Origin of the sequence: Chitinophaga eiseniae (assembly GCF_012641265.1) — a bacterium.
GTDB lineage: Bacteria > Bacteroidota > Bacteroidia > Chitinophagales > Chitinophagaceae > Chitinophaga > Chitinophaga eiseniae_A.
Map to the genome: position 1 here is coordinate 71,048 of NZ_JABAHZ010000001.1, position 19,693 is coordinate 90,740.

15 protein-coding genes are annotated in these 19,693 nt (G+C 49.1%); 11 read left to right on the forward strand and 4 right to left on the reverse strand.

Annotation, left to right across the window (positions count from 1 at the left end; genetic code table 11):
* Positions 1-46: 46 nt before the first annotated feature.
* Positions 47-4,879 (reverse strand): PKD domain-containing protein, encoded by a 4,833-nt coding sequence (locus tag HGH91_RS00300; protein ID WP_317166798.1) that lies wholly within the window; start codon positions 4,877-4,879, stop codon positions 47-49.
* 185 nt (positions 4,880-5,064) lie between these two features.
* Here HGH91_RS00300 and HGH91_RS00305 point away from each other — a divergent pair, with 185 nt between their 5' ends.
* Positions 5,065-6,135 (forward strand): NADH:flavin oxidoreductase/NADH oxidase, encoded by a 1,071-nt coding sequence (locus HGH91_RS00305; RefSeq protein WP_168736478.1) that lies wholly within the window; start codon positions 5,065-5,067, stop codon positions 6,133-6,135.
* A 35-nt stretch (positions 6,136-6,170) separates the two neighbouring features.
* Here the strand turns inward: HGH91_RS00305 and mgrA are convergent, their stop codons facing one another.
* Positions 6,171-7,163, reverse strand: a complete 993-nt coding sequence (gene mgrA, locus HGH91_RS00310; RefSeq protein WP_168736479.1) for an L-glyceraldehyde 3-phosphate reductase — start codon at positions 7,161-7,163, stop codon at positions 6,171-6,173.
* 90 nt (positions 7,164-7,253) lie between these two features.
* On the reverse strand, positions 7,254-8,168 hold the full coding sequence (locus HGH91_RS00315) for an acyl-CoA desaturase (RefSeq protein ID WP_168736480.1): 915 nt from the start codon (positions 8,166-8,168) through the stop codon (positions 7,254-7,256).
* Positions 8,169-8,335: 167 nt separating this feature from the next.
* Here HGH91_RS00315 and HGH91_RS00320 point away from each other — a divergent pair, with 167 nt between their 5' ends.
* From HGH91_RS00320 to HGH91_RS00330, 3 genes are all read left to right on the forward strand, one after another.
* Positions 8,336-8,905 (forward strand): HdeD family acid-resistance protein, encoded by a 570-nt coding sequence (locus HGH91_RS00320; RefSeq protein ID WP_168736481.1) that lies wholly within the window; start codon positions 8,336-8,338, stop codon positions 8,903-8,905.
* Positions 8,906-8,950: 45 nt separating this feature from the next.
* A complete protein-coding gene (locus HGH91_RS00325) occupies positions 8,951-11,563 on the forward strand; it encodes a M1 family metallopeptidase (RefSeq protein WP_168736482.1) in 2,613 nt (870 codons plus the stop codon).
* 94 nt (positions 11,564-11,657) lie between these two features.
* Positions 11,658-12,587, forward strand: coding sequence for a hypothetical protein (locus tag HGH91_RS00330; RefSeq protein WP_168736483.1), 930 nt, complete (start codon positions 11,658-11,660; stop codon positions 12,585-12,587).
* Between the two features lie 64 nt (positions 12,588-12,651).
* On the opposite strand, the gene HGH91_RS00335 is transcribed toward HGH91_RS00330, so the two are convergent.
* Positions 12,652-13,953 carry a cobyrinate a,c-diamide synthase gene (locus HGH91_RS00335; RefSeq protein ID WP_168736484.1) on the reverse strand — a complete coding sequence of 434 codons (1,302 nt, stop codon included), beginning with the start codon at positions 13,951-13,953 and terminating at the stop codon, positions 12,652-12,654.
* A gap of 66 nt (positions 13,954-14,019) precedes the next feature.
* Here HGH91_RS00335 and HGH91_RS00340 point away from each other — a divergent pair, with 66 nt between their 5' ends.
* The 7 genes from HGH91_RS00340 to HGH91_RS00370 all read left to right on the forward strand — a co-directional run bounded on the left by HGH91_RS00340 (position 14,020) and on the right by HGH91_RS00370 (position 19,678).
* The gene (locus tag HGH91_RS00340; RefSeq protein ID WP_168736485.1) at positions 14,020-15,489 is read left to right on the forward strand and encodes a cobyric acid synthase; all 1,470 of its coding nucleotides are present in this window, start codon (positions 14,020-14,022) and stop codon (positions 15,487-15,489) included.
* A 12-nt stretch (positions 15,490-15,501) separates the two neighbouring features.
* A complete protein-coding gene (locus tag HGH91_RS00345) occupies positions 15,502-16,524 on the forward strand; it encodes a pyridoxal phosphate-dependent aminotransferase (protein ID WP_168736486.1) in 1,023 nt (340 codons plus the stop codon).
* Positions 16,509-17,465: an adenosylcobinamide-phosphate synthase CbiB gene (cbiB, locus tag HGH91_RS00350; RefSeq protein WP_168736487.1), complete on the forward strand. Its 957-nt coding sequence runs from the start codon at positions 16,509-16,511 to the stop codon at positions 17,463-17,465. The genes HGH91_RS00345 and cbiB overlap by 16 nt, the downstream gene beginning before the upstream one ends.
* 320 nt (positions 17,466-17,785) lie before the next feature.
* Positions 17,786-18,619 carry an SDR family NAD(P)-dependent oxidoreductase gene (locus HGH91_RS00355; protein WP_168736488.1) on the forward strand — a complete coding sequence of 278 codons (834 nt, stop codon included), beginning with the start codon at positions 17,786-17,788 and terminating at the stop codon, positions 18,617-18,619.
* A gap of 292 nt (positions 18,620-18,911) precedes the next feature.
* Positions 18,912-19,127, forward strand: coding sequence for a hypothetical protein (locus tag HGH91_RS00360; RefSeq protein WP_168736489.1), 216 nt, complete (start codon positions 18,912-18,914; stop codon positions 19,125-19,127).
* Positions 19,128-19,130: 3 nt separating this feature from the next.
* Positions 19,131-19,415, forward strand: a complete 285-nt coding sequence (locus HGH91_RS00365; RefSeq protein WP_168736490.1) for a DUF6881 domain-containing protein — start codon at positions 19,131-19,133, stop codon at positions 19,413-19,415.
* A gap of 47 nt (positions 19,416-19,462) precedes the next feature.
* On the forward strand, positions 19,463-19,678 hold the full coding sequence (locus HGH91_RS00370) for a hypothetical protein (RefSeq protein WP_168736491.1): 216 nt from the start codon (positions 19,463-19,465) through the stop codon (positions 19,676-19,678).
* The last annotated feature ends 15 nt before the right edge of the window (positions 19,679-19,693 follow it).

Consider the following 19,693-nt stretch of genomic DNA (forward strand, 5'->3'; position numbering starts at 1 on the left):
GATATTTTTAACGAGGTAGATAAGACGGCTTATCTACCCCGTTTAATTATTTGATCAGGGTAATATTGCCTTTGAATTCAAATGTTTCCCCGTTTTCACAAACGGTTTGCATAAAGAAAATATAGGTGCCTATCGGCGCCCTGTCGCTGCCACGGCGCCCATCCCAGCCAGCGGAAGGTACATTCACCGGGAAGTGATGATTCTCAAATACCAACGTACCCCAACGGTCATAAATACGTAGCCAGGCCACTTCTTTCACACCTTTTCCTTTGGGATATATAAATTCATTTTTGCCATCCTGGTTAGGGGTAAAAGCATTCGGCATGTAGATAGCGCTTTGATTGCACAGCAGGTGAATAGTCACGTCATCGCTGGCCTTGCAGCCATAGCGGTTGGTTACCTCCAGCTGGTAACGGGTGGTGAGGTTAGGCAGTACCTGCACCTGCGCACAGGTGGGGCAATCCACGCCATCTGGCGGCGACCAGCGCCAGCTCACCACATCGTTGCTGGTAACGCTCCGGAGGTATACCGGGATGCCCGCCATTACTTCCCGGTCGGGTCCCACACTCACAGTAGGACTAGGGTGTACCGCTACTGTCAGGGAAGTATGGTCGGAGAAACAGCCTTCTTTATCATAACCGGTTACCTCGTAAGGATAGTTGCCTGTGGCTGTTATGGTAGCCACTGGCGCCGCTTCGGTAGACTGACTGATACCTGCGCCCTGCCACTTGTAATAGTCTGCCCCTGTAGCCCACAACGGAAGCTTATCTCCCAGGCATAGTACCGTATCAGGGGTGGCTTGTATTTTAAAAGGCTGTACTACGCGAAGGTCCACTTTATCGGTATTCACACAGCCATTGTTATCGGTCACTTTTACCTGGTAAGTAGTGGTGGTAAGTGGCGTGGCCTTTGGCTCAGCAATATTGGCATGATCGAGACCTGCAGCAGGTGTCCATTCATAGGTACTGCCGCCGCCTGCATGCAGTTGAGTGGTATTACCCAAGCATACAAATGGGGACGGCGTACTCGCTTTGATATCAGGTAAGGCCAATACCTGCAAGGGGTGCACAATATGGTCGGCACAGCCTTCTGCACTGGTAACGGTGAGCGCTACGGAAGCCGCACCGGGCTGATCGTACGACTGTGCAACAGGTTGTTGTAAGCTACTATTATGGCCATTTCCCATTTCCCAGGCCCAGGTTACATCTGTAGCTTTGGTAACGCTGCCGCTGAAACTGATCGGTACATCTTTACATACCTGGTTCGGACCCGATATGGCGGCTAACGGCTTTGGGTATACGTTTACCGGCACTTCCACGGTTTGAGTACAGCCATATTTGGTGCTGACTATCATGCCAAATTTATAGACGCCGGGTTTATCCAGGTAAAATTCCGGCGTGGTGGTAGTAATATTTTTAGGCGTCAGCGATGCATCATAAGTCCAGGTAAAAGTGGGCGGGATCTTCATTTCTTCCACGGAATAACTGTTGAACACCGGCGCAAAGGTAAGGGTGCCCTGATCGCATATTTTGTCCGGCGTAGGATGTAGCTTAATATCCAGCTGGTCGATCACAATAGGATGATCGAGCAAGGCGCTGCCCTTACAGCCGGCATCATCTTTCAATAACAACCGTGGCTTGTATATGCCGGGAGCGGTGAAGTGGTGTTTTATTTCCAGGTCGGTGGTCTGTTCTACGTTACCATCGGCAAAGTCCCAACTGAAGGTGGTAGCGTTTTCCGGCTTAATCGTAAACAGAATTTCCTTTTCCAGGCATCCTCCATCTGCACTGGTTTGAATAGTGGCATACGGGCCTTTTACCACCATCACTTCACTGTATTCATCTTCGGTGTCTGCATCTCCTTTCACTTTCAGCGTCACTTTATAGTGCCCTGCTTCTACATAGGTATGATTGGGAGATACCTGGTCAGAAATGGCGCCATCTCCAAAATCCCATACAGAGGAGCTGAAGTTGGTAGAGGTATTGGTAAAACGAAACAGCATAGGCGCGCAGCTACTGCCATTCACAAACGAAGAGGTATAAGTGAATCCTGCAACCACGGCAGATACTTTAATGCTCTTCGTCTTTTCATCGGTACACCCATTATCATCAGTCAACTGCAATTTCACAGGGTAAATACCCTTGTTTGGATACTGATGGGAAAAATAATAGGCTTCATTACTGGTGGTGCCGTCGCCCAGGTCCCACTTGTAACTGACAATAGTGCCGCCTGTTTCTGTTGAGGAGTTATATAAATTCACATAATCGCCTGGTTTGATCAGGTAGTAGTCGGCCGAGAAATCAGCATTCGGTCCGTTTACCTGTAAATATTGCTGGTTATAGGTATTCACGCAGCCGTCCTTATCAGTGACGGTAACAGAAGGCACAAAATAACTGCCGGCCTGTTGGTAGGTATGTTTAAACGGCCCGCTGGTAAAGGATTGAACGGGTGTGTTATCTCCCCAGTTCCAATCCCACTTTTTAATACCGCTGCTGTGGCTAACATCTGTATTGTCCGTAAAGGTTACTTCTGTTCCCCTGCATTGAATTTGTCCGGGGAGATGATAACCGGCTACAGGCCCCTTTACATTGATCTCAATATCATTGCTGGGATGGTAACATCCTACCTTATCTATGATTTGAAGGCCTATCACATGTTTGCCGGGGGTAAGTCCGCTGTAGGTATAGGTTTTGTAATCATAGTACCCATAACCACCGCCACCATCCAGTTCCCAGCGGGCAGGATAATAGGAGTCATGAATGCTGGCATCTTCAGAAACGATACTGGCCACCACATTGTCATTGCTGCACAATTCCGTTTTATTGGTGGTAATCACCACCGGGGAAAGGGCAATGATAGTAACGGTATGGCTGGTATGCGTGGTACAATGTCCATCAGAGGTAGTGAGTTGTATAGTATAGGTACCGCTTTTATCATATTGATGGGTAACGATATCGCTGTGTGTGGTGTAGCTGGTTTCTTTGCCGTCGCCCCAGCTCCATTTCCAGCTGGTGGCGCCCAAAGAGTGCTCTGTAACGCTAACGGTAGTACGTTTTGAACAGTCAACCGGGTTGATATCGAAGCGGGGGAATGGATTCACCGCGGTGATATAAGCCTTTTTGGTAATCCTGTTACGGCAGGTTTCATTGTTTACCACCAGGGTCACATCGTAGGTGCCTGGTTCCGAGTAACTATGGGTAACCGTGCTGCCGGAAGCATATCCGCCATCACCAAATTCCCAGTACCAGTCAGTGCCTACATCTGATTTATTGATAAAGGTAGCGGGCGTATTGCCACAAATCTCCGGTGCATCCGGAGAACTGAAATCGGGAGTCGGTTTTTTATAAACAGCCACTTTATCGCTCAGGTAAGCCGTTCCGCTGCAACCATTAGCCGTAATATAGTCCATCGAAATGGTATAAAACCCGGCCTTGGCATATTCGTGCGTGGGTGTAGCTTCGGTAGAGGTGGTGCCATCTCCGAAATGCCATAAATAGGTCTTTACCTCGTCGCCCGTACTGGTATATGCATAAAAGTTGGTAGACAGGTTTTCGCAACCATTGGTCATCGCTGAGTAGATACGGACTTCTGTTTTGCGGATTTCCAGCGGGATACTGTTACTCACACTGCATCCGTCTTTACTGGTAGCCTGAAGCATTATCCAGAAGTATCCTTCCCGGTTAAAAACGTGGGTGGCATCTGCGGTGGTGGCGGTGCTGCCGCCATCGTTAAAGTCCCACTTCCAAGCGATGGCGCCGGTGCTGTTTGACTTGAAGTCCACGGTAGCCGGTACATTGCAGATCAGCTTATTATCGGTAACCGGTTGTATCGTGGGACTTTGCTTTACATCCAACGTTTTTGTCACCACATCGGTACAGTTACCATACTGGGCGGTTACTTTCACTGTGAGGGGGCCGGCAGCGCCGTTGTTATAAGTGGCATAGTCAGAGTTGGACCAGTAAGGAGTGCCATTGAATTCCCATATGGTACTTTGTGGCTGAACAGGTGAAAACGTGGCCCTGTAATCACTGTTTTGGCCACTACAGGCCAGCGTAGGAACGGTTAGCGTGGTAGCATAGTTGGCCACGTTGATGTCGTTGACCGTTTTGGTACCTGTGCAACCCCGTTCGTTCGTTACCGTTAACTTGATCTGGTGAGTACCTTTGGTAGTAAAGGTATGCTTCACAGGATCTTTGAGGGCGCTGGTACTGCCATCATCAAATTCCCATTTATAGGAAAGGGTGCCCGTGCCGGTGGAGGTGTTTTGAAACAATACATCCACGGGGGCTTTGCAAAGTATTTTATCTGTTACCGTGAAATCAGCCTGGATAGCCGGCGCCACATCCACGGCCTTTTCCATTGTTTTAAAGTTCGTACATCCGTAGCTGTTAGTTACCGTCAGGATAACATTATAGATGCCCGGTACGGTATAAGTGTAATTGGCGGTGCTGCTGGCATTCAGCGCCACGCCGCCGTCTCCGAAATCCCAACTGAAGCTCTGGAGAGTACCATCGCCCGGTTGCGACTTATCGGTGAAAGAAGTGGCGAATGGCGCGCAGCCCTTATTGGCGGAAACTACAAAATCTACTTTGGGCTTGGATCTTACGTGAATATAATCTGCTTTTGTCACTGTTTGCGTGCTGCCATCAGCATAGGTTACTTTCAGGGTAACCGTATAGTTGCCTGTTTGAACGTAGGTGGCGCCCGGGTTTTGTTTGGTGGCAGTATTGCCATTGCCGAAATCCCACTGCCAGGACACAGGGCTGCCGGTGGACTGATCAGTGAAAGTGGTAATCACGGATTCACAGTCGCTTGTTACCGAAGCGGTAAAATCAGCCTTTTGTTGTCCTTTTGCAGAAATAGCTAAACATAAACACACACATAAACTCAGAAAAAAGGAGGCAACAAATGAGTGCTTAACAGGGTACAGGACCATCGTAGAATAGGTATATGCGCCAAAAGTAGGGTATTTTTACGGATAATTTTCGGGGGAAAGGGGCTAGGGAAGGTGGTCTTAACTATATAATTAATGCTTAATTTTAATCCACTTAAAAGCAGCCGATTATGTCACAATTGTTCAGCCCTCTGTCATTGAGGAAAGTTACCTTGAGAAACCGTATCACGGTGTCGCCTATGTGCGAATATTCTTCTACGGATGGATTCGCCAACGACTGGCACCTGGTACACCTCGGTAGCCGGGCGGTAGGAGGGGCGGGGCTGGTGCTCACCGAAGCGGCGGCTGTTTCACCGGAAGGCCGCATCTCTATTCATGACCTGGGTATCTGGAACGATGCACACATTCCTATGCTGCAACGCATTACCGATTTCATCAGCGCCCAGGGCGCAATACCAGGAATACAGCTGGCTCATGCGGGTAGGAAAGCCAGTACGGTCCGGCCCTGGGAGGGCAGTCGCGCTTTACCGCGCTCGGAAGGCGGATGGCAGGTAGTAGCCCCCAGCGCTATTCCGTTCAACGACGTATATCCTCAACCGGAGACCCTCACGGAAACAGGTATACGTAAAATACAGGACGACTTCAAGGCTGCAGCGATACGCGCCCACCAGGCAGGTTTCCAGGTGCTGGAACTGCATGCAGCGCATGGCTACCTGTTGCATAACTTCTTATCGCCACTGAGTAATCAACGTACGGATGAATACGGCGGTTCCTTTGAAAACAGGATCCGCATGGTACTGGAAACCATCGCTGCCCTGCGTAGCGTATGGCCGGAAGAATATCCTTTACTGCTGCGCATTTCCGCCACCGATTGGGCAGAAGGAGGATGGAACCTGGATGAATCGGTGAAACTGGCCACTATCGTGAAAGACAAGGGAGTAGACCTGGTTGATTGTTCCTCCGGAGGCCTCGCCGCCCATCAGAAAATAAGTATTGGCCCGTTGTATCAAACGCCTTTTGCAGAAAGGATCCGGAAAGAAGCAGGCATTGCCACCGGGGCAGTGGGACTGATCACTACGGCGCAACAGGCGGCTGGGATTATTGATGAAGGCAAAGCGGATATGGTGCTCATAGCACGGGAACTTTTAAGAGATCCCTATTTCCCATTAAGGGCTGCTCATGAATTGGACGCCACGGTGAAATGGCCGGTGCAATATGAACGCGCGAAGTATCGTAAATAAAAACGGAACGCTGAAAGCGTTCCGTTTTTATTCGTTTATTTTAATATCGTTTCTATCGTGTCCAGTTCTTCTTTGTTGAAGCTGGTATTTTTTAATGTATCAAGATTATCATCCAGCTGCACTACAGAGCTGGCGCCTATCAGCACAGTAGTGATCCGTTTGTCTTTCAATATCCAGGCCAGCGCCATCTGTGCGAGGGATTGCCCGCGTTGCTGTGCCAGGGCATGGAGCTTTTTCACCTTCTCAACTTTCTCCGGCGTTATGTCGTTTTCCTGGAGGAAGCCGGAAGGTTTGCTGGCACGGGATCCGGCGGGGATGCCGTGCAGGTAACGATCGGTCAGCAGTCCCTGGGCCAGCGGCGAAAATGGAATACAGCCTACGCCGTTAGCTTCCAGCACATCCAGCAAACCGCCTTCCACCCAGCGTTCAAACATGCTGTATTTCGGCTGATGGATTAAACAGGGCGTACCAAGCGATTGCAGTACGGCCAGGGCCGCCTTGGTTTGCCCGGCGTTGTAGTTGGAAAGTCCCACGTACAATGCTTTCCCTTGCTGAACAATGCTGTGCAGCGCACCCATGGTTTCTTCGATGGGTGTATTCGGGTCAGGGCGATGGGAATAGAAGATATCTACATATTCCAGCTGCATACGTTGCAGGCTTTGATCCAGGCTGGAAATAAGATACTTGCGGGAGCCAAAGTCGCCATAAGGGCCGGGCCACATGGTATAACCGGCTTTGGAAGAGATGATCAGCTCATCCCGCAGGTGCCCTGTAAAATCTTTTTTCAGTATGCGGCCGAAGTTTTCTTCTGCGCTGCCTGGTACCGGACCATAGTTGTTGGCCAGGTCAAAATGGGTAATCCCTTTATCGAAGGCATGCCGGATAATACTGCGTCCGTTCTCAAAATTATCTATTGAACCGAAGTTGTGCCATAAGCCGAGTGAAATAGCTGGCAGCTGGATACCGCTTTTACCACAACGCTGATAAGTCATGTTGTTGTATCTGTCGGCTGCAGGAGCGTAATGCATGGAATTTTAAATTTTAGGCAACCAAGATAAAAAATAAAAGGGAAACATACCAGCAGGTACATTTCCCTTTCTATACGATGGAAAACTGTTTTAGTGTGTAACTTCTTCTACCGGTACACGGGAGGAAGCGAGTTGCTTCAGTTTATTACTTTCTTTCAGTTTGGCAGGGATCGGGCGTATTTCCCATACAATGCCCAGTAAGCCCAATACTTTGATCACATAGTAGGTAATATCTACTTCCCACCAGTAAAAACCTTGTCTGGCCGCGCTTTGGTAGTAGTGGTGATTGTTATGCCAGCCTTCTCCCAGGGTAATCAACGCCAGGACAGCGCTGTTGCGGGATTCATCTCCGGTATAATATCTTTTATTACCTATTTTATGCATAAGTGAGTTAATGGTAAAAGTACCATGGTATAATAATACCGTGCTGAGGAAAAAGCCAATCAGCAGGGTAGAGAGGCCGGCCGACCAATCAAACCAACCAGCACCATTTACTTTATTACCTACAAAGTATACGGCGATAGCCAATACAACGGCAGGCACCATATGCCATTTGTTGAGCCATAATAATTCTTTCGCTTTATGGTCCTTGATCAGGTCAAAACGGGTTGGCTTGTATTCCGGACCCATAATCCACCCGATATGGGCATACCAGATACCATATACATTCGCCGAATGCGGATCTTCTGGCGTGTCGCTATGCTTGTGGTGGATACGGTGATTGGCAGACCACCACAACGCGCCCTTCTGTAAACTGCTCTGCGCTCCGCCCGCCAGGATAAACTGGAAGAATCGCGACGTCTTAAATGCGCGATGAGAGAAATACCGGTGATAGCCGGCTGTCACAAAAAACATGCGTACTACGTACAAAACTCCGCATAAAATCCAGTCAAATGCTGTTGTACCAGTGAAAAACGCTAACAAGGGCACCGCGTGAATACCCATGAAGTCTGCCTGATGCCACCAGTTGGGTGGTTGTCTGTCTTGCTTGATCGCCTTATTCATTCCACAAAGATAATTTCCGTCTGTTGTTAATTCTATGATTTAAATCATCCGGACAAAGTTAAGTGCTTTTCCCCGTTTTTTTGCGCTTCTGTTCTGCCGAACTTTTTATACCCGGATGTGTTAGAGAAAAATGAATACGATCGTTTTATAACATTAAAATAATCTTTATGTCACAAATTATCTCCGGCATCCGGAACAACCTGAAGTATTGGTGGCTGTATTTGCTCAATGGTATTATATTCCTGATTGCAGGAGGTATTGTTTTTTCCAACCCCTTCAGCAGCTATGTCCTATTAAGTATCTTTTTTAGCATTACTTTTTTTGTGACGGGGATCTTTGAAGTATCTTTCGCACTCAGCAACCGTAAACATCACACGGGGTGGGGATGGTCCCTAGCATCGGGTATTGTAGACGTGGTAATCGGTATTATTCTCATGCTGTACCCGGCCGTGAGCATGGCGGTCATCCCGTTATTCCTCGCTTTCTGGTTTATGTTTAAAGGCATTAGCCTGATAGGCTTTTCGATACAACTGCAAACAGATGGTATCCCCAATTGGGGCTGGCTGCTGGTAGGTGGGATAGTACTTATCATTATCGCTATTTTTATACTTGATAATCCCGCCCTCGGCATCGCAGCCATATTGGGCCTCATGGCCGCCGCTTTCTGGGCTACCGGTATCCTGAGTATTATTTTTGCCTTTCGGATAAAAGCTTTTAAAAAAGCGCACCATCTGTAGTGCGCTTTTTCAGTATATTCGATTTAGCTAAATCTAATCGCTCCGATGAAAATCAACAAAATCTATGCTATCGCGTGCCTGTTACTAGGCACGGGAGTACAACAGAGCATGGCCCAAACGGCACCGGTATATGACCAGCATGAAGCTTTCGCTCCCCTGTTTTATCCTGCACCGGGCAATGAATACCGCAGCGCCGGCGGCCAGCCCGGCCCTAAGTATTGGCAAAATACGGCGGACTACAAAATGGAAGTGACCCTCGATACCACCCAACACCGGATCAGTGGTTCTGTACTCATCACCTACAAGAATAATAGCCCCGATCAACTGCCCTTTGTATGGTTGCAACTAGACCAGAACATTTACCGGGAAGGTTCCCGTGGTTCCGCTACAGTAGCTGCCACCGGGGAACGATTTGCCAACCGCAGCTTTACACAGGGATTTGAGCTGAAGGCCGTGAACCTGGTCGTAAATGGCAAAACAATGGCGGCCAACTACCTGGTAAATGATACCCGCATGCAGATACGCCTGGCAGACGCTATGAAAACAGGCGCCTCGCTGCAAATAAAAATCGACTACGCCTATACGGTTCCTGAATACGGTACCGATCGTAACGGACGACTACGTACGCCCAACGGTTGGATCTACGAAATAGCGCAATGGTATCCCCGTATGGCAGTATATGATGATATTCTCGGTTGGAACAATATTCCTTACCTGGGCGCTTCTGAATTTTATCTCGAATACGGCAACTTCGACTATACGATCACTGCCCCGGCCAATATGCTGCTGGGCGGTTCCGGTGAACTGGTAAACGAAGCACAGGTATTGTCGCCCAAAGAGATCAGCCGCCTGGCCAAAGCCCGCAACAGCGAAGAAACGGTAATGATCCGCGATAGCGCCGAGGTAAAAAATAACACGGCTAAAGGCAACCGTACCTGGCATTTCGTCTGCAAAAATTCACGCGACGTAGCCTGGGGCGCCTCGTCCGCATTTGTATGGGATGCTGCCCGCATCAACCTGCCCGGCGGTAAAAAAGCCCTGGCCCAGTCGCTTTATCCGCCTGAAATTGGCGGCAGCAACGCCTGGGGCAGATCCACAGAATATGTGAAAGGATGTATTGAACATTACTCAAAAACATGGTTCTCCTACACTTACCCAGTAGCTACCAACGTAGCCGGTATTGTAGGCGGAATGGAATATCCCGGGATTGTTTTTTGCTCTGCAAAATCCACCAGGGGCGGCCTCTGGGGCGTTACAGATCATGAATTCGGGCATAACTGGTTCCCGATGATCGTAGGCACCAATGAACGTAAATATGCCTGGATGGATGAAGGCTTTAATACTTTCATCAACGGGATCTCTACAGCGCAATTCAACAAAGGAGAATACAACAGCCCCCAGAACGCGCAACGCATGGCCGCCCTGCTGTTTTCCCCCAGGGCAGAAGCGATCATGAATACCCCTGATGTGATTGACTTGTCGTACAATGGCGTGGCAGCTTATTTTAAACCCGCTATGGGATTGAATTTACTGCGCAATGAAATTTTAGGGCCCGATCGTTTCGATTATGCTTTCCGGGAATACATTAAGCGCTGGGCATTTAAACATCCTACGCCGTGGGACTTCTTCCGGACTATAGAAAATGTAGCAGGAGAGGATCTCAGCTGGTTCTGGCGCGGCTGGTTCTTCAGCACCTGGAAACTGGATCAGGCCGTGAAAGGCGTACAGTATGTTAAAAACGATCCCGCACAAGGTGCGCTGATCACCATACAAAACCTGCAGCAAATGCCGATGCCGGTAGTCATCGCAATAAAAGATGTAAACGGTAAAACAGATACGGTACGCCTGCCGGTTGAAATATGGCAACGCGGCGCCAGCTGGACTTTCCACTATCCATCTACTGTGAAGCTGAGTAGTATAGTGATTGATCCCGCCGGTAACTTCCCTGATATTAAACCTGCCAACAACAGCTGGAAAGCAGATACCGGTATCCCTGTACCCGCCGGTACTACCGGTGCATCTGTGCTGAAACGGTATATCGATGCTGTTGGCGGCGCCGATAAATTAAAAGGAGTAAAAGACCTGGTGCTGGATGAAGAAGGAGATGTTTCCGGCACACAAATGGAGCTGCACATCAAAGCTACACCCGACAAACGCCTGGAAACTGTATACATTCCTATTGCCAGTCTAACCGCCATGAAACTGCTGATCAATGGTAATGAAGTACGCATAGCCCGCGGCGGACAGGAAATACCACTTTCCGCATCCGACAAGGCTATCCTGAAAGATAAAAACCTGCTCTTCCCGGAACTGTATTTCGCAGCACCAGATTATAATGCCAAGCTGGAATTATCGCCCACCATGGAAGATGTAAATGGTGCGCCGGCATATGTGGTAAACATTGCCACTCCCAACGGCGCCCTGGTAAAAAACTACTACGATGCTAAAACCGGCTTTAAAGTAAGAAGCACCGCCCTGGTAGGCCAGGAAAGCGGCGGAGGCAGCGAAACCACCACTGACTATGCCGACTACCGCGAAGAAGGAGGTATCCTGATGCCGCATAAAATGCAGTCAAATATAGGGGGATATAATAATAGCCTCACCCTGAAAAAAGCCGTGATAAACGGTGGTTTGAGTGATGAGGTGTTTAAGTGGTAAGTAAATTTTTTTCTTAGAAGAAGCAGTTAGTATGTTGTTATACTAACTGCTTTTTTTATCTTCGGACTATTCTCTTATACCTAAAAAAATAATGATGATTAACCCAGTTACTGTTAGCCGTTTTTTATGGATGTTATTATCACTTTTTGTACTGAGCATACCATCCACTTTTGCACAAATTAATTTTACCGGAACCACTAATAATGCTACCCTGAGCCTGACAAGCTGGGTTAAAGCGGGAACGCTTACCTTGCAACAGGGAGGAGCCGATGCTGTAATAAAGATTTATGGAGGCAACGGCTTCAATGCAGGTCTGGATCAGATGGGATATACCGAGTTGGTAATCAGAACAAGCAACGGAAGCAGTTTAGTGAATGGTTTTGCCTTTTCAGCTTATGCTACACGAACCGGTCGATCAATATGGGCTGTTGCAGCTATCCGTATTCTGCCCAATGCTGCCGGCGCTGCTGCCACTGCCTATGACATTTATTTTAGTAATGGTAGCTATATCGGCATGGGTGTTTACCAGGTATTGAGTGCCTACGGGAGCTGGGCGCACAGCATGACAGCTGCCACTGACCCTGGCACTACCGCTTATGAGGTGCCCTTCGAATCCCGTACCCTCAACGATACCTACCTGGCCAATTCCTTGTTTGTATCTAATGCCACCGGAAACGTGGGTATCGGAACTTTTACCCCTAAAGCCAAATTAGCGGTATATGGCGATATTCTGGCCACCAAAGTAAAGGTTACCCAAACCGGCTGGCCGGATTATGTATTTGGAAAAGATTATCACCTGCCCCGCATTGCGGAATTGGAACAGTACATCCTGACCCATCAACACCTGCCTGAAATTCCTTCTGCAAAGGAAGTGGCAGACAATGGGCTCGACCTCGGAGATATCAATAAAAAATTGCTGCAGAAAATTGAAGAGCTGAGCTTGTATATTATACAGCTTGATAAAAAGAATAAATCGCTGGAGGAAAGATTGGAGAAAGTGGAACAGTCCGTGAACAAACAATAGTTGCTGCCTGGAAAAAGTATCGCCGGGAGCATTCCCAGGCGATACTTTTTGTATATACACCTGGTTAACGGGAAACGATCCCCAACACCTTCTTCAATCCCGATACATTATCCCCAAAATAAAAATGCAGGTAACTCGCCAGCATATTTTCACTCCTGAAAACCGGCACCTCCACCATTTCATCCCGCACTGTTAAAACGCGTATATCCGGCGCCGTTAGTGGCGGTACACTGGTATATTGTGAGTAATGAAATTCATGCCCTTTTAACAGCACATCGCCGAAATATACCTGGCGGTAACCCATTGATAGCTGCGGTGGCTGCATACTGGTGTTACAGGGAAGTACACCAGCCATAGGGTAGGCGATACCATCTTCGCCTGCGATGGAAGTCCCCAGGTACATCATGCCGCCGCATTCTGCCAGTATTTTACCGGTATACGCACGCAATTGTTCCAGCAAGGGAGTATTGGCCGACAAGGCCGGCAGATGCAGCTCCGGGTAACCTCCGGGGAAATAGAGCAGGTCGGCGGGCGGGAGCTGTTTATCTTGCAGGGGACTGAAATAGCTAACCGGCCCCAACAGGGATAATACCCGGAGATTTTCCCCGTACAGGAAATTAAATGCAGCATCCCTGGCCACGGCTATACGAAAATTGCCGGTCACCGCAGATGCTGTGGTAACGGCTGGCGCCGGCCGCGTACAATGCGCAAGCAAGGCGCTGAGATCAATATGTTTTTCCAGTTCATCGGCCGCCTGGTTCATCACCCGCTCGTAGTCTGTATCGGCAGCTACATATAGCCCCAGGTGACGGGACGGAAGATGAATAGCCGCTGTTTCCGGTAAATAGCCCAAAGCCGGAATGCCTGCGTCAGCCGCGGCCTCCTGTAGGAGATGGTAATGAGCTGGTGAATTCACGAAGTTGAAGATAACCCCGGCGATGTTTATGCCTGTATAGAAATGTTTGTATCCATATAACAAGGCAGCCGCTGAATAGGCCATGGCTTTGGCATCTACGACCAGTATCACCGGTATATTGAGGAAAGCGGCGAGGGCAGCCCCGCTGCCTTCCATTTTGCGGGCGCCATCAAAAAGTCCCATGACTCCCTCTACAATACCCACATCGGCGGCCTGCAGGTAGCGGGCATACACTTCCTGTACATGCGCATCAGTCATCATATACCGGTCGAGGTTAATGCTGGTTTGCCCCGCGGCCAGGGTATGGAGCTGGGGATCCAGGTAATCGGGACCACACTTGAACGGCTGCCCCCGTAGTCCGCGGCGTCGTAAGGCGCTCAGCAGGCCAAGGGTAACCGTGGTTTTGCCGGCGCCGCTGTGCGGCGCGGCGATGAGGAACTGTGGTTTCATGCTATGCAAAGAAAGAATTCTTTTATGAAAGTTAATATCTTCGTTCCCGTTTAAAGCGGGTAATATATGAAACAACTGCGGCCGGTTATGTTTGTAGGTACTGCCTCTGATGTAGGCAAGAGCGTGATCACTGCGGGGTTTTGCCGTATATTTAAACAGGACGGCTATACGCCGGCGCCGTTTAAAGCGCAGAATATGTCGCTCAACAGCTATGCTACGCCCGAAGGCTTTGAAATAGGCCGTGCACAGGCCGTACAGGCGGAAGCGGCAGGCATACCCTGTCACACAGATATGAACCCGGTCCTGCTCAAACCTACTACCGATAAAACTGCCCAGCTGGTGCTGCATGGTAAACCCGCCGGTAACCAATCGGCCTGGGAATATTTCATGGAAGATGATAAGCGTGCCTTGTTCGACGAGGTAAAGCAGGCCTTTAACCGCCTCTCACACAGGTTTAACCCGGTAGTGATGGAAGGCGCCGGCAGCATCTCAGAGCTCAACCTGCGGCATCGTGATATCACCAATATGCGCATTGCGCTACACGCCGGCGCCGCCGTATACCTGGTAACCGACATCGATCGCGGCGGTATCTTCGGCAGCGTTTACGGTACCATCGCGCTGCTGCCGCCGGAAGAAAGACAGCTGATCAAAGGCATCATTATCAATAAATTCCGTGGCGATATCCGCCTTTTTGCGGAAGGACGTACCATGCTGGAAAATATTACCGGCGTACCCGTAACCGGTGTGCTGCCTTACTTTCATGATATTCACATTGAAGAAGAAGACTCGGTGGCACTGTCGTTGAAGCAAAAAGGTTGGAGCACCGGCCGTATTAATATTGCGGTAGTTTTATTGCGGCATATGTCTAACTTTACGGACTTTGATGCCCTGGAAAAAGATGAACGGGTAAACCTCTTTTATACAGACAATCCAGTGGCATTGGCCGAAGCGGATATCATTATTTTGCCGGGAAGTAAAAATACAATCAGCGACCTGGTGGCGATCCGGAACAATGGCACCGCTGCTGCTGTAACGGAAGCGTACAAACGAAATAAGGTGGTCATCGGCATTTGCGGAGGCTACCAGATGATGGGATTACAGGTAGCCGACCCGGATGGAGTGGAAGGAGCGCCAGCTACCATACCGGGACTGGGCATTTTGCCGGTAACCACGGTGCTTACCAGGGAAAAGGTCACCCGGCAACGCAGTTTTTATTACCGCCAACAAACTAAGTTATGTGAAGGATATGAAATACATATGGGAGATACCAGCTGTGAAAACCGTGTGCCGCTCAATGAATTTACAGATGGCACTACCGATGGGTATTTCCTCCATGCAAAATGCTGGGGCACTTACCTGCACGGCATACTCGATAACGATACGGTGGTAAATGATTTACTGGCCCAATGTGGTAAAGATACTGCTGTAAAGGATTTTGACTATCGTGCATTCAAAGAAATACAATATAACAAACTGGCAACACATATCCGTGAACATCTGGATATTCCGGCTGTTTATAAGGCGCTGGAATTATAACTTAATTGCATTATGATACAAGGACACGGGGACGATGGCTACCTGTTTGACCGGCCCATCAAAGCCGACTTCAGCTCCAATGTCTGGTATGGAGGCTTATCCGAAGGGTTGAAAGCGCATCTTGCCGGCAAGGTAGGCGACATAGACCATTATCCGGATGCAGGAGGTGTGAAATTACAAACCCTGCTGGAGAAACAAGCCGGCCTGGCTCCCGGGACCGTTATGGTCACCAACGGCGGTACGGAAGCTATTTACCTCGTAGCGCAGGCCTTTACCGGGGCCACCGCTACCATCATAGCGCCTACCTTCGCCGAATATGCCGACGCCTGCAAGCTATATCGTCACCAGGTACAATACCTGTTCTGGGACAAACTGACCCGGGACACCGTTTTTATAACGGACATGGTATTTATCTGTAACCCCAACAATCCAACCGGGCATGCATTCGATGAACAATCGTTGCAACACCTGGTAAAGCTGAATAAACACACCATTTTCGTCATTGATGAAGCCTATATCCAATTCACCCGTGATGCGGCCACCATGGTGCCACACCTGCACCGTCTGCCGAATGTGCTGGTGATACGTTCCCTTACCAAAACCTGCTGTATTCCTGGCTTGAGACTGGGTTATCTTGCCGGCCGGAAACAGCTGGTAGACCGGGTGCGGGCGTATAGAATGCCCTGGTCGGTCAACAGCCTGGCACTGGAAGCCGGCTACTACATTGTAGCGCATCCTGGGCAGTTCCAGCTGCCAACAGATACCTTGCTGGAACAAACTTACCAGCTCCGTGAAAGCATCCGGAAAATGCCGGAGTTCAAGGTCTGGCCCACACATACGCACTATTTTCTTTTTGAAACATTGACGGGCACTGCCGCGGGGCTGAAGGCCTGGCTGCTCGAAAATCATGGCATTCTTATTCGTGATGCGACCAATTTTTATGGATTGGAACAGGGCCATTGCCGTGTTGCCTGCCGCAGCGTTGCCGACAATACATTACTGACTACTGCTTTGCGCCAATGGACCTTATACTGAAATTCGTATTGCCATTACTGTTAGGGTATCTGCTGGATCTTATATTAGGAGATCCCCAAAGCTGGCCGCACCCGGTAAAAGGCTATGGTAAACTGATTCATTATGGCACACGATGGCTGAATAAAGGAGGCGCCCGTTTCTGGAAAGGAGCTTTATTGACGGTTACCAGTTGCACTGCGGTATATTTCTTTTTTTACGGTATGCAGAGAGCCCTGACGCCCTGGCCCCTGGCTTATTACAGTTTTAGCACCATTTTCGTCTTTTTTGCGTTGGCCAATAAAAGCCTGCTGAAGGAGGGCCGGGAAGTATTTGATGTCCTGCAATACAAAGGAGTGGAAGCTGGCCGCCAGCGCCTGTCGCGGATTGTAGGAAGAGATACCGCTGAACTAACGCCTAACCAGGTGCGGATAGCAGTGATGGAATCGATGTCGGAAAACCTGAGCGATGGGGTAGTGGCGCCGTTATGCTTTTATGCGGTGCTGGGACTCCCGGGTATGATGATGTATAAAATGATCAATACCCTCGATTCCATGATTGGCTATAAGAATGAAAAATACCTGTATTTCGGACGCTTTGCCGCGCGACTGGATGATGTAGCCAATTACATTCCTGCGCGCCTAACGGCCCTGTTGATGATCATTTTGTATGGCAGCAGCCGTGCCTGGCATTTCGTCATAAAGTATAGCGCTGCACATACCAGTCCCAATGCAGGATACCCCGAAGCAGCATTAGCCGGCATTCTCGACTGCCGTTTCGGTGGCCCTAACACTTACCAGGGGAAGCTGGTAGAAAAACCGTATATCGGGGAAAATGACCGCAGTATTGCCCATGAAGAATTCCGGACCGTAGCGCTCCTGAATCATGCGGTAACCTTTACGGTGGTGATTTGTATCGCCGCCATAAAATACTACCTGCTGTGGCATGCACAACAGGCTGGGTGATATTTTGCAGGGGCACGCCAGACAGGGATTTTCACAGTCTTCAAAATTGGGGGTATAAACAGTGATGAGAGGCCGGCTAAATGCCCTGGTGGCGAAAGTGCTGCTTAAATACGGATGCAAGGTAACAGGAATCATTCACAGATATCGGGTGGAACCTATATCCGCGGCGATATTTTATATATTCGACGGATTTGGGGAGATGCCGTCAAATGTTTTTATCTTCGCGGCCACCTCCCGGGTAGGTTGTTTACGGGTAGGAAATCCGGTGGAAATTGGTACTCCTGGCCGTATAACGTGTAGTGTAAACGTAAAGTAGTGATATGATTCAACAAACTAAGATCAGTGTTTTAAGCTGCGGCTGGCTCGGAAAACCACTAGCCCTGCACCTGCAGGCGGCAGGTTATGGCGTAAAAGGAGCCAGAACATCGGCTGCCGGCGTCAGGGAGCTGGAAGCGCTGGGACTGGAGGCCTATGAAATAGTGTTGTCTGAAGAGGTGTTGTCCGGGCCCGATGCATTCTGGGATGCGGATATCCTTGTTGTAAATATCCCGCCCCGCAAGGAAAGAGGAAAAGAAGCACATATCGCCGAAATAGCCCTGCTGCGTAGTTTTGTTGAAACAACCGCTATCCGTAGAGTGTTATTTGTGAGTTCTACCTCCGTATATGCCGATATCAACGGGTTGGTGACGGAAGACAATGAAGAAATGCCGGATACCCTCAATGGACAGGCGTTAAGAGCGGTGGAGGCCCTGTTGATGGAATCGCCCGTATTTGAAACCACGGTACTACGTTTCGGAGGCCTGATCGGTTACGACCGGGTACCAGACGAACGCCGGTTGCTGGAAGGGAAGCGGGTAAACGAACAACCGATGAACGTCATTCACCGGGACGACTGCATTGGCGTTATCCAAATGGTGATTGAGAAAGAGGCCTGGGGAGAAGTATTCAATGCCTGCGCTACCCGGCATCCGTTGCGCTGCGCCTACTACAAGGCTGCTGCACAGGCCATAGGACTGCAATTACCCCGGCGCATGCCCGCTGAAGAACAACCCTATAAAATAGTGGGATCCAGTAAACTGAGAAATAAGCTGGGCTATACTTTTACCTACGATGATCCACTGCTGATTTTTAATCAGCCCTCCAAACAGGTATAGGCAGTTTTCCGCCAGTTGCGCATCCACAGGCCGGTGTACCGGGAAAAGCGCAGGAATACCGCGGTACGCATCTCCGGAAAAATAAAAATAATTGTTTACATATATTAAAATCGCTATATTGTAAGACCTCTGCCAGTTACTATGCCAACGGAGAGGCGTATTCAACCATATATTGATCACTACCTAAACCTGAAAAAAAGCCGTGAATCTCCTGTTACTTAGCCTGTTTGCCATAGCAATCTGGCTGATGTTCTCCCTCTACCGGACTCACAATCGCAAAAAGGTTGCATTTATGACACCCGTAAGATCTGCGAACATCCTGAAAATCCATAGCTATAAATCTTTCGGTATCCTTGCCACTATCCGGTTTAAGGACTCGCTGACGCCACAGATAGGCGACCGTTTACATGAAGAAGGAAATATCTACCAGATAACGGGGGTAGTAACTCCCGACCCGGTACAGGAACAACCTAAAGATACCTGGGACTGCCGGTTGGTAAAAATGTAAGCGATGGAATACCTCAAGATATCCTGGCTTTATCCTTTTAAAGATGAACCCGAACTCCTGTACAGCGAAATCGACGCACAGCGCCAGGAAAGCCGGAAAATAGAGATATACCCGGATGGCAGCTTTGGCATTGCCAGTCCCCAGTTTCATTTTGGCGGCACCGCTTTATCTGGCCTGGTAATACCCGAGATAGAAGAATTTTCGGCAGATACCCAGCTTGTCTCTGAACAGATTTCAGCTGCCGAATTTGAAGGGATCTGGAACAAATATTTTAATTTTTTGTCCTGACGTTGCTGGTCTGCGATTTGCGTTAAGATCTCTTAAAAGGGGATCTTATGAATGCATTTATGATTAAAACAACCGGCGGACGGTTTTATGTAAGACCTTGTACTCTTGGGCGTTTCCTGGTGGATATAGACGGGGAGGAGGTTGCTATGGAAAAAGATGAAGACGGATATGTGCGGGCGCCCGGTGCTACCGACAGCGGACACCGGTTGGATATGCAACTGCTGAACAATATTGCGGAACAAATTGCCAGGCAAACAGCGTAATAAATCCACAATCTG

Excerpts from the sequence above, each read along its gene's own strand:
- HGH91_RS00305 (WP_168736478.1), top strand. The coding sequence starts at position 5,065 with ATGTCACAATTGTTCAGCCCTCTGTCATTGAGGAAAGTTACCTTGAGA.
- HGH91_RS00325 (WP_168736482.1), top strand. The coding sequence starts at position 8,951 with ATGAAAATCAACAAAATCTATGCTATCGCGTGCCTGTTACTAGGCACG.
- HGH91_RS00315 (WP_168736480.1), bottom strand. The coding sequence starts at position 8,168 with ATGAATAAGGCGATCAAGCAAGACAGACAACCACCCAACTGGTGGCAT.
- HGH91_RS00370 (WP_168736491.1), top strand. The coding sequence starts at position 19,463 with ATGAATGCATTTATGATTAAAACAACCGGCGGACGGTTTTATGTAAGA.
- HGH91_RS00360 (WP_168736489.1), top strand. The coding sequence starts at position 18,912 with ATGACACCCGTAAGATCTGCGAACATCCTGAAAATCCATAGCTATAAA.
- HGH91_RS00335 (WP_168736484.1), bottom strand. The coding sequence starts at position 13,953 with ATGAAACCACAGTTCCTCATCGCCGCGCCGCACAGCGGCGCCGGCAAA.
- cbiB (WP_168736487.1), top strand. The coding sequence starts at position 16,509 with ATGGACCTTATACTGAAATTCGTATTGCCATTACTGTTAGGGTATCTG.
- HGH91_RS00365 (WP_168736490.1), top strand. The coding sequence starts at position 19,131 with ATGGAATACCTCAAGATATCCTGGCTTTATCCTTTTAAAGATGAACCC.
- mgrA (WP_168736479.1), bottom strand. The coding sequence starts at position 7,163 with ATGCATTACGCTCCTGCAGCCGACAGATACAACAACATGACTTATCAG.
- HGH91_RS00355 (WP_168736488.1), top strand. The coding sequence starts at position 17,786 with ATGATTCAACAAACTAAGATCAGTGTTTTAAGCTGCGGCTGGCTCGGA.
- HGH91_RS00320 (WP_168736481.1), top strand. The coding sequence starts at position 8,336 with ATGTCACAAATTATCTCCGGCATCCGGAACAACCTGAAGTATTGGTGG.
- HGH91_RS00345 (WP_168736486.1), top strand. The coding sequence starts at position 15,502 with ATGATACAAGGACACGGGGACGATGGCTACCTGTTTGACCGGCCCATC.
- HGH91_RS00340 (WP_168736485.1), top strand. The coding sequence starts at position 14,020 with ATGAAACAACTGCGGCCGGTTATGTTTGTAGGTACTGCCTCTGATGTA.
- HGH91_RS00330 (WP_168736483.1), top strand. The coding sequence starts at position 11,658 with ATGATTAACCCAGTTACTGTTAGCCGTTTTTTATGGATGTTATTATCA.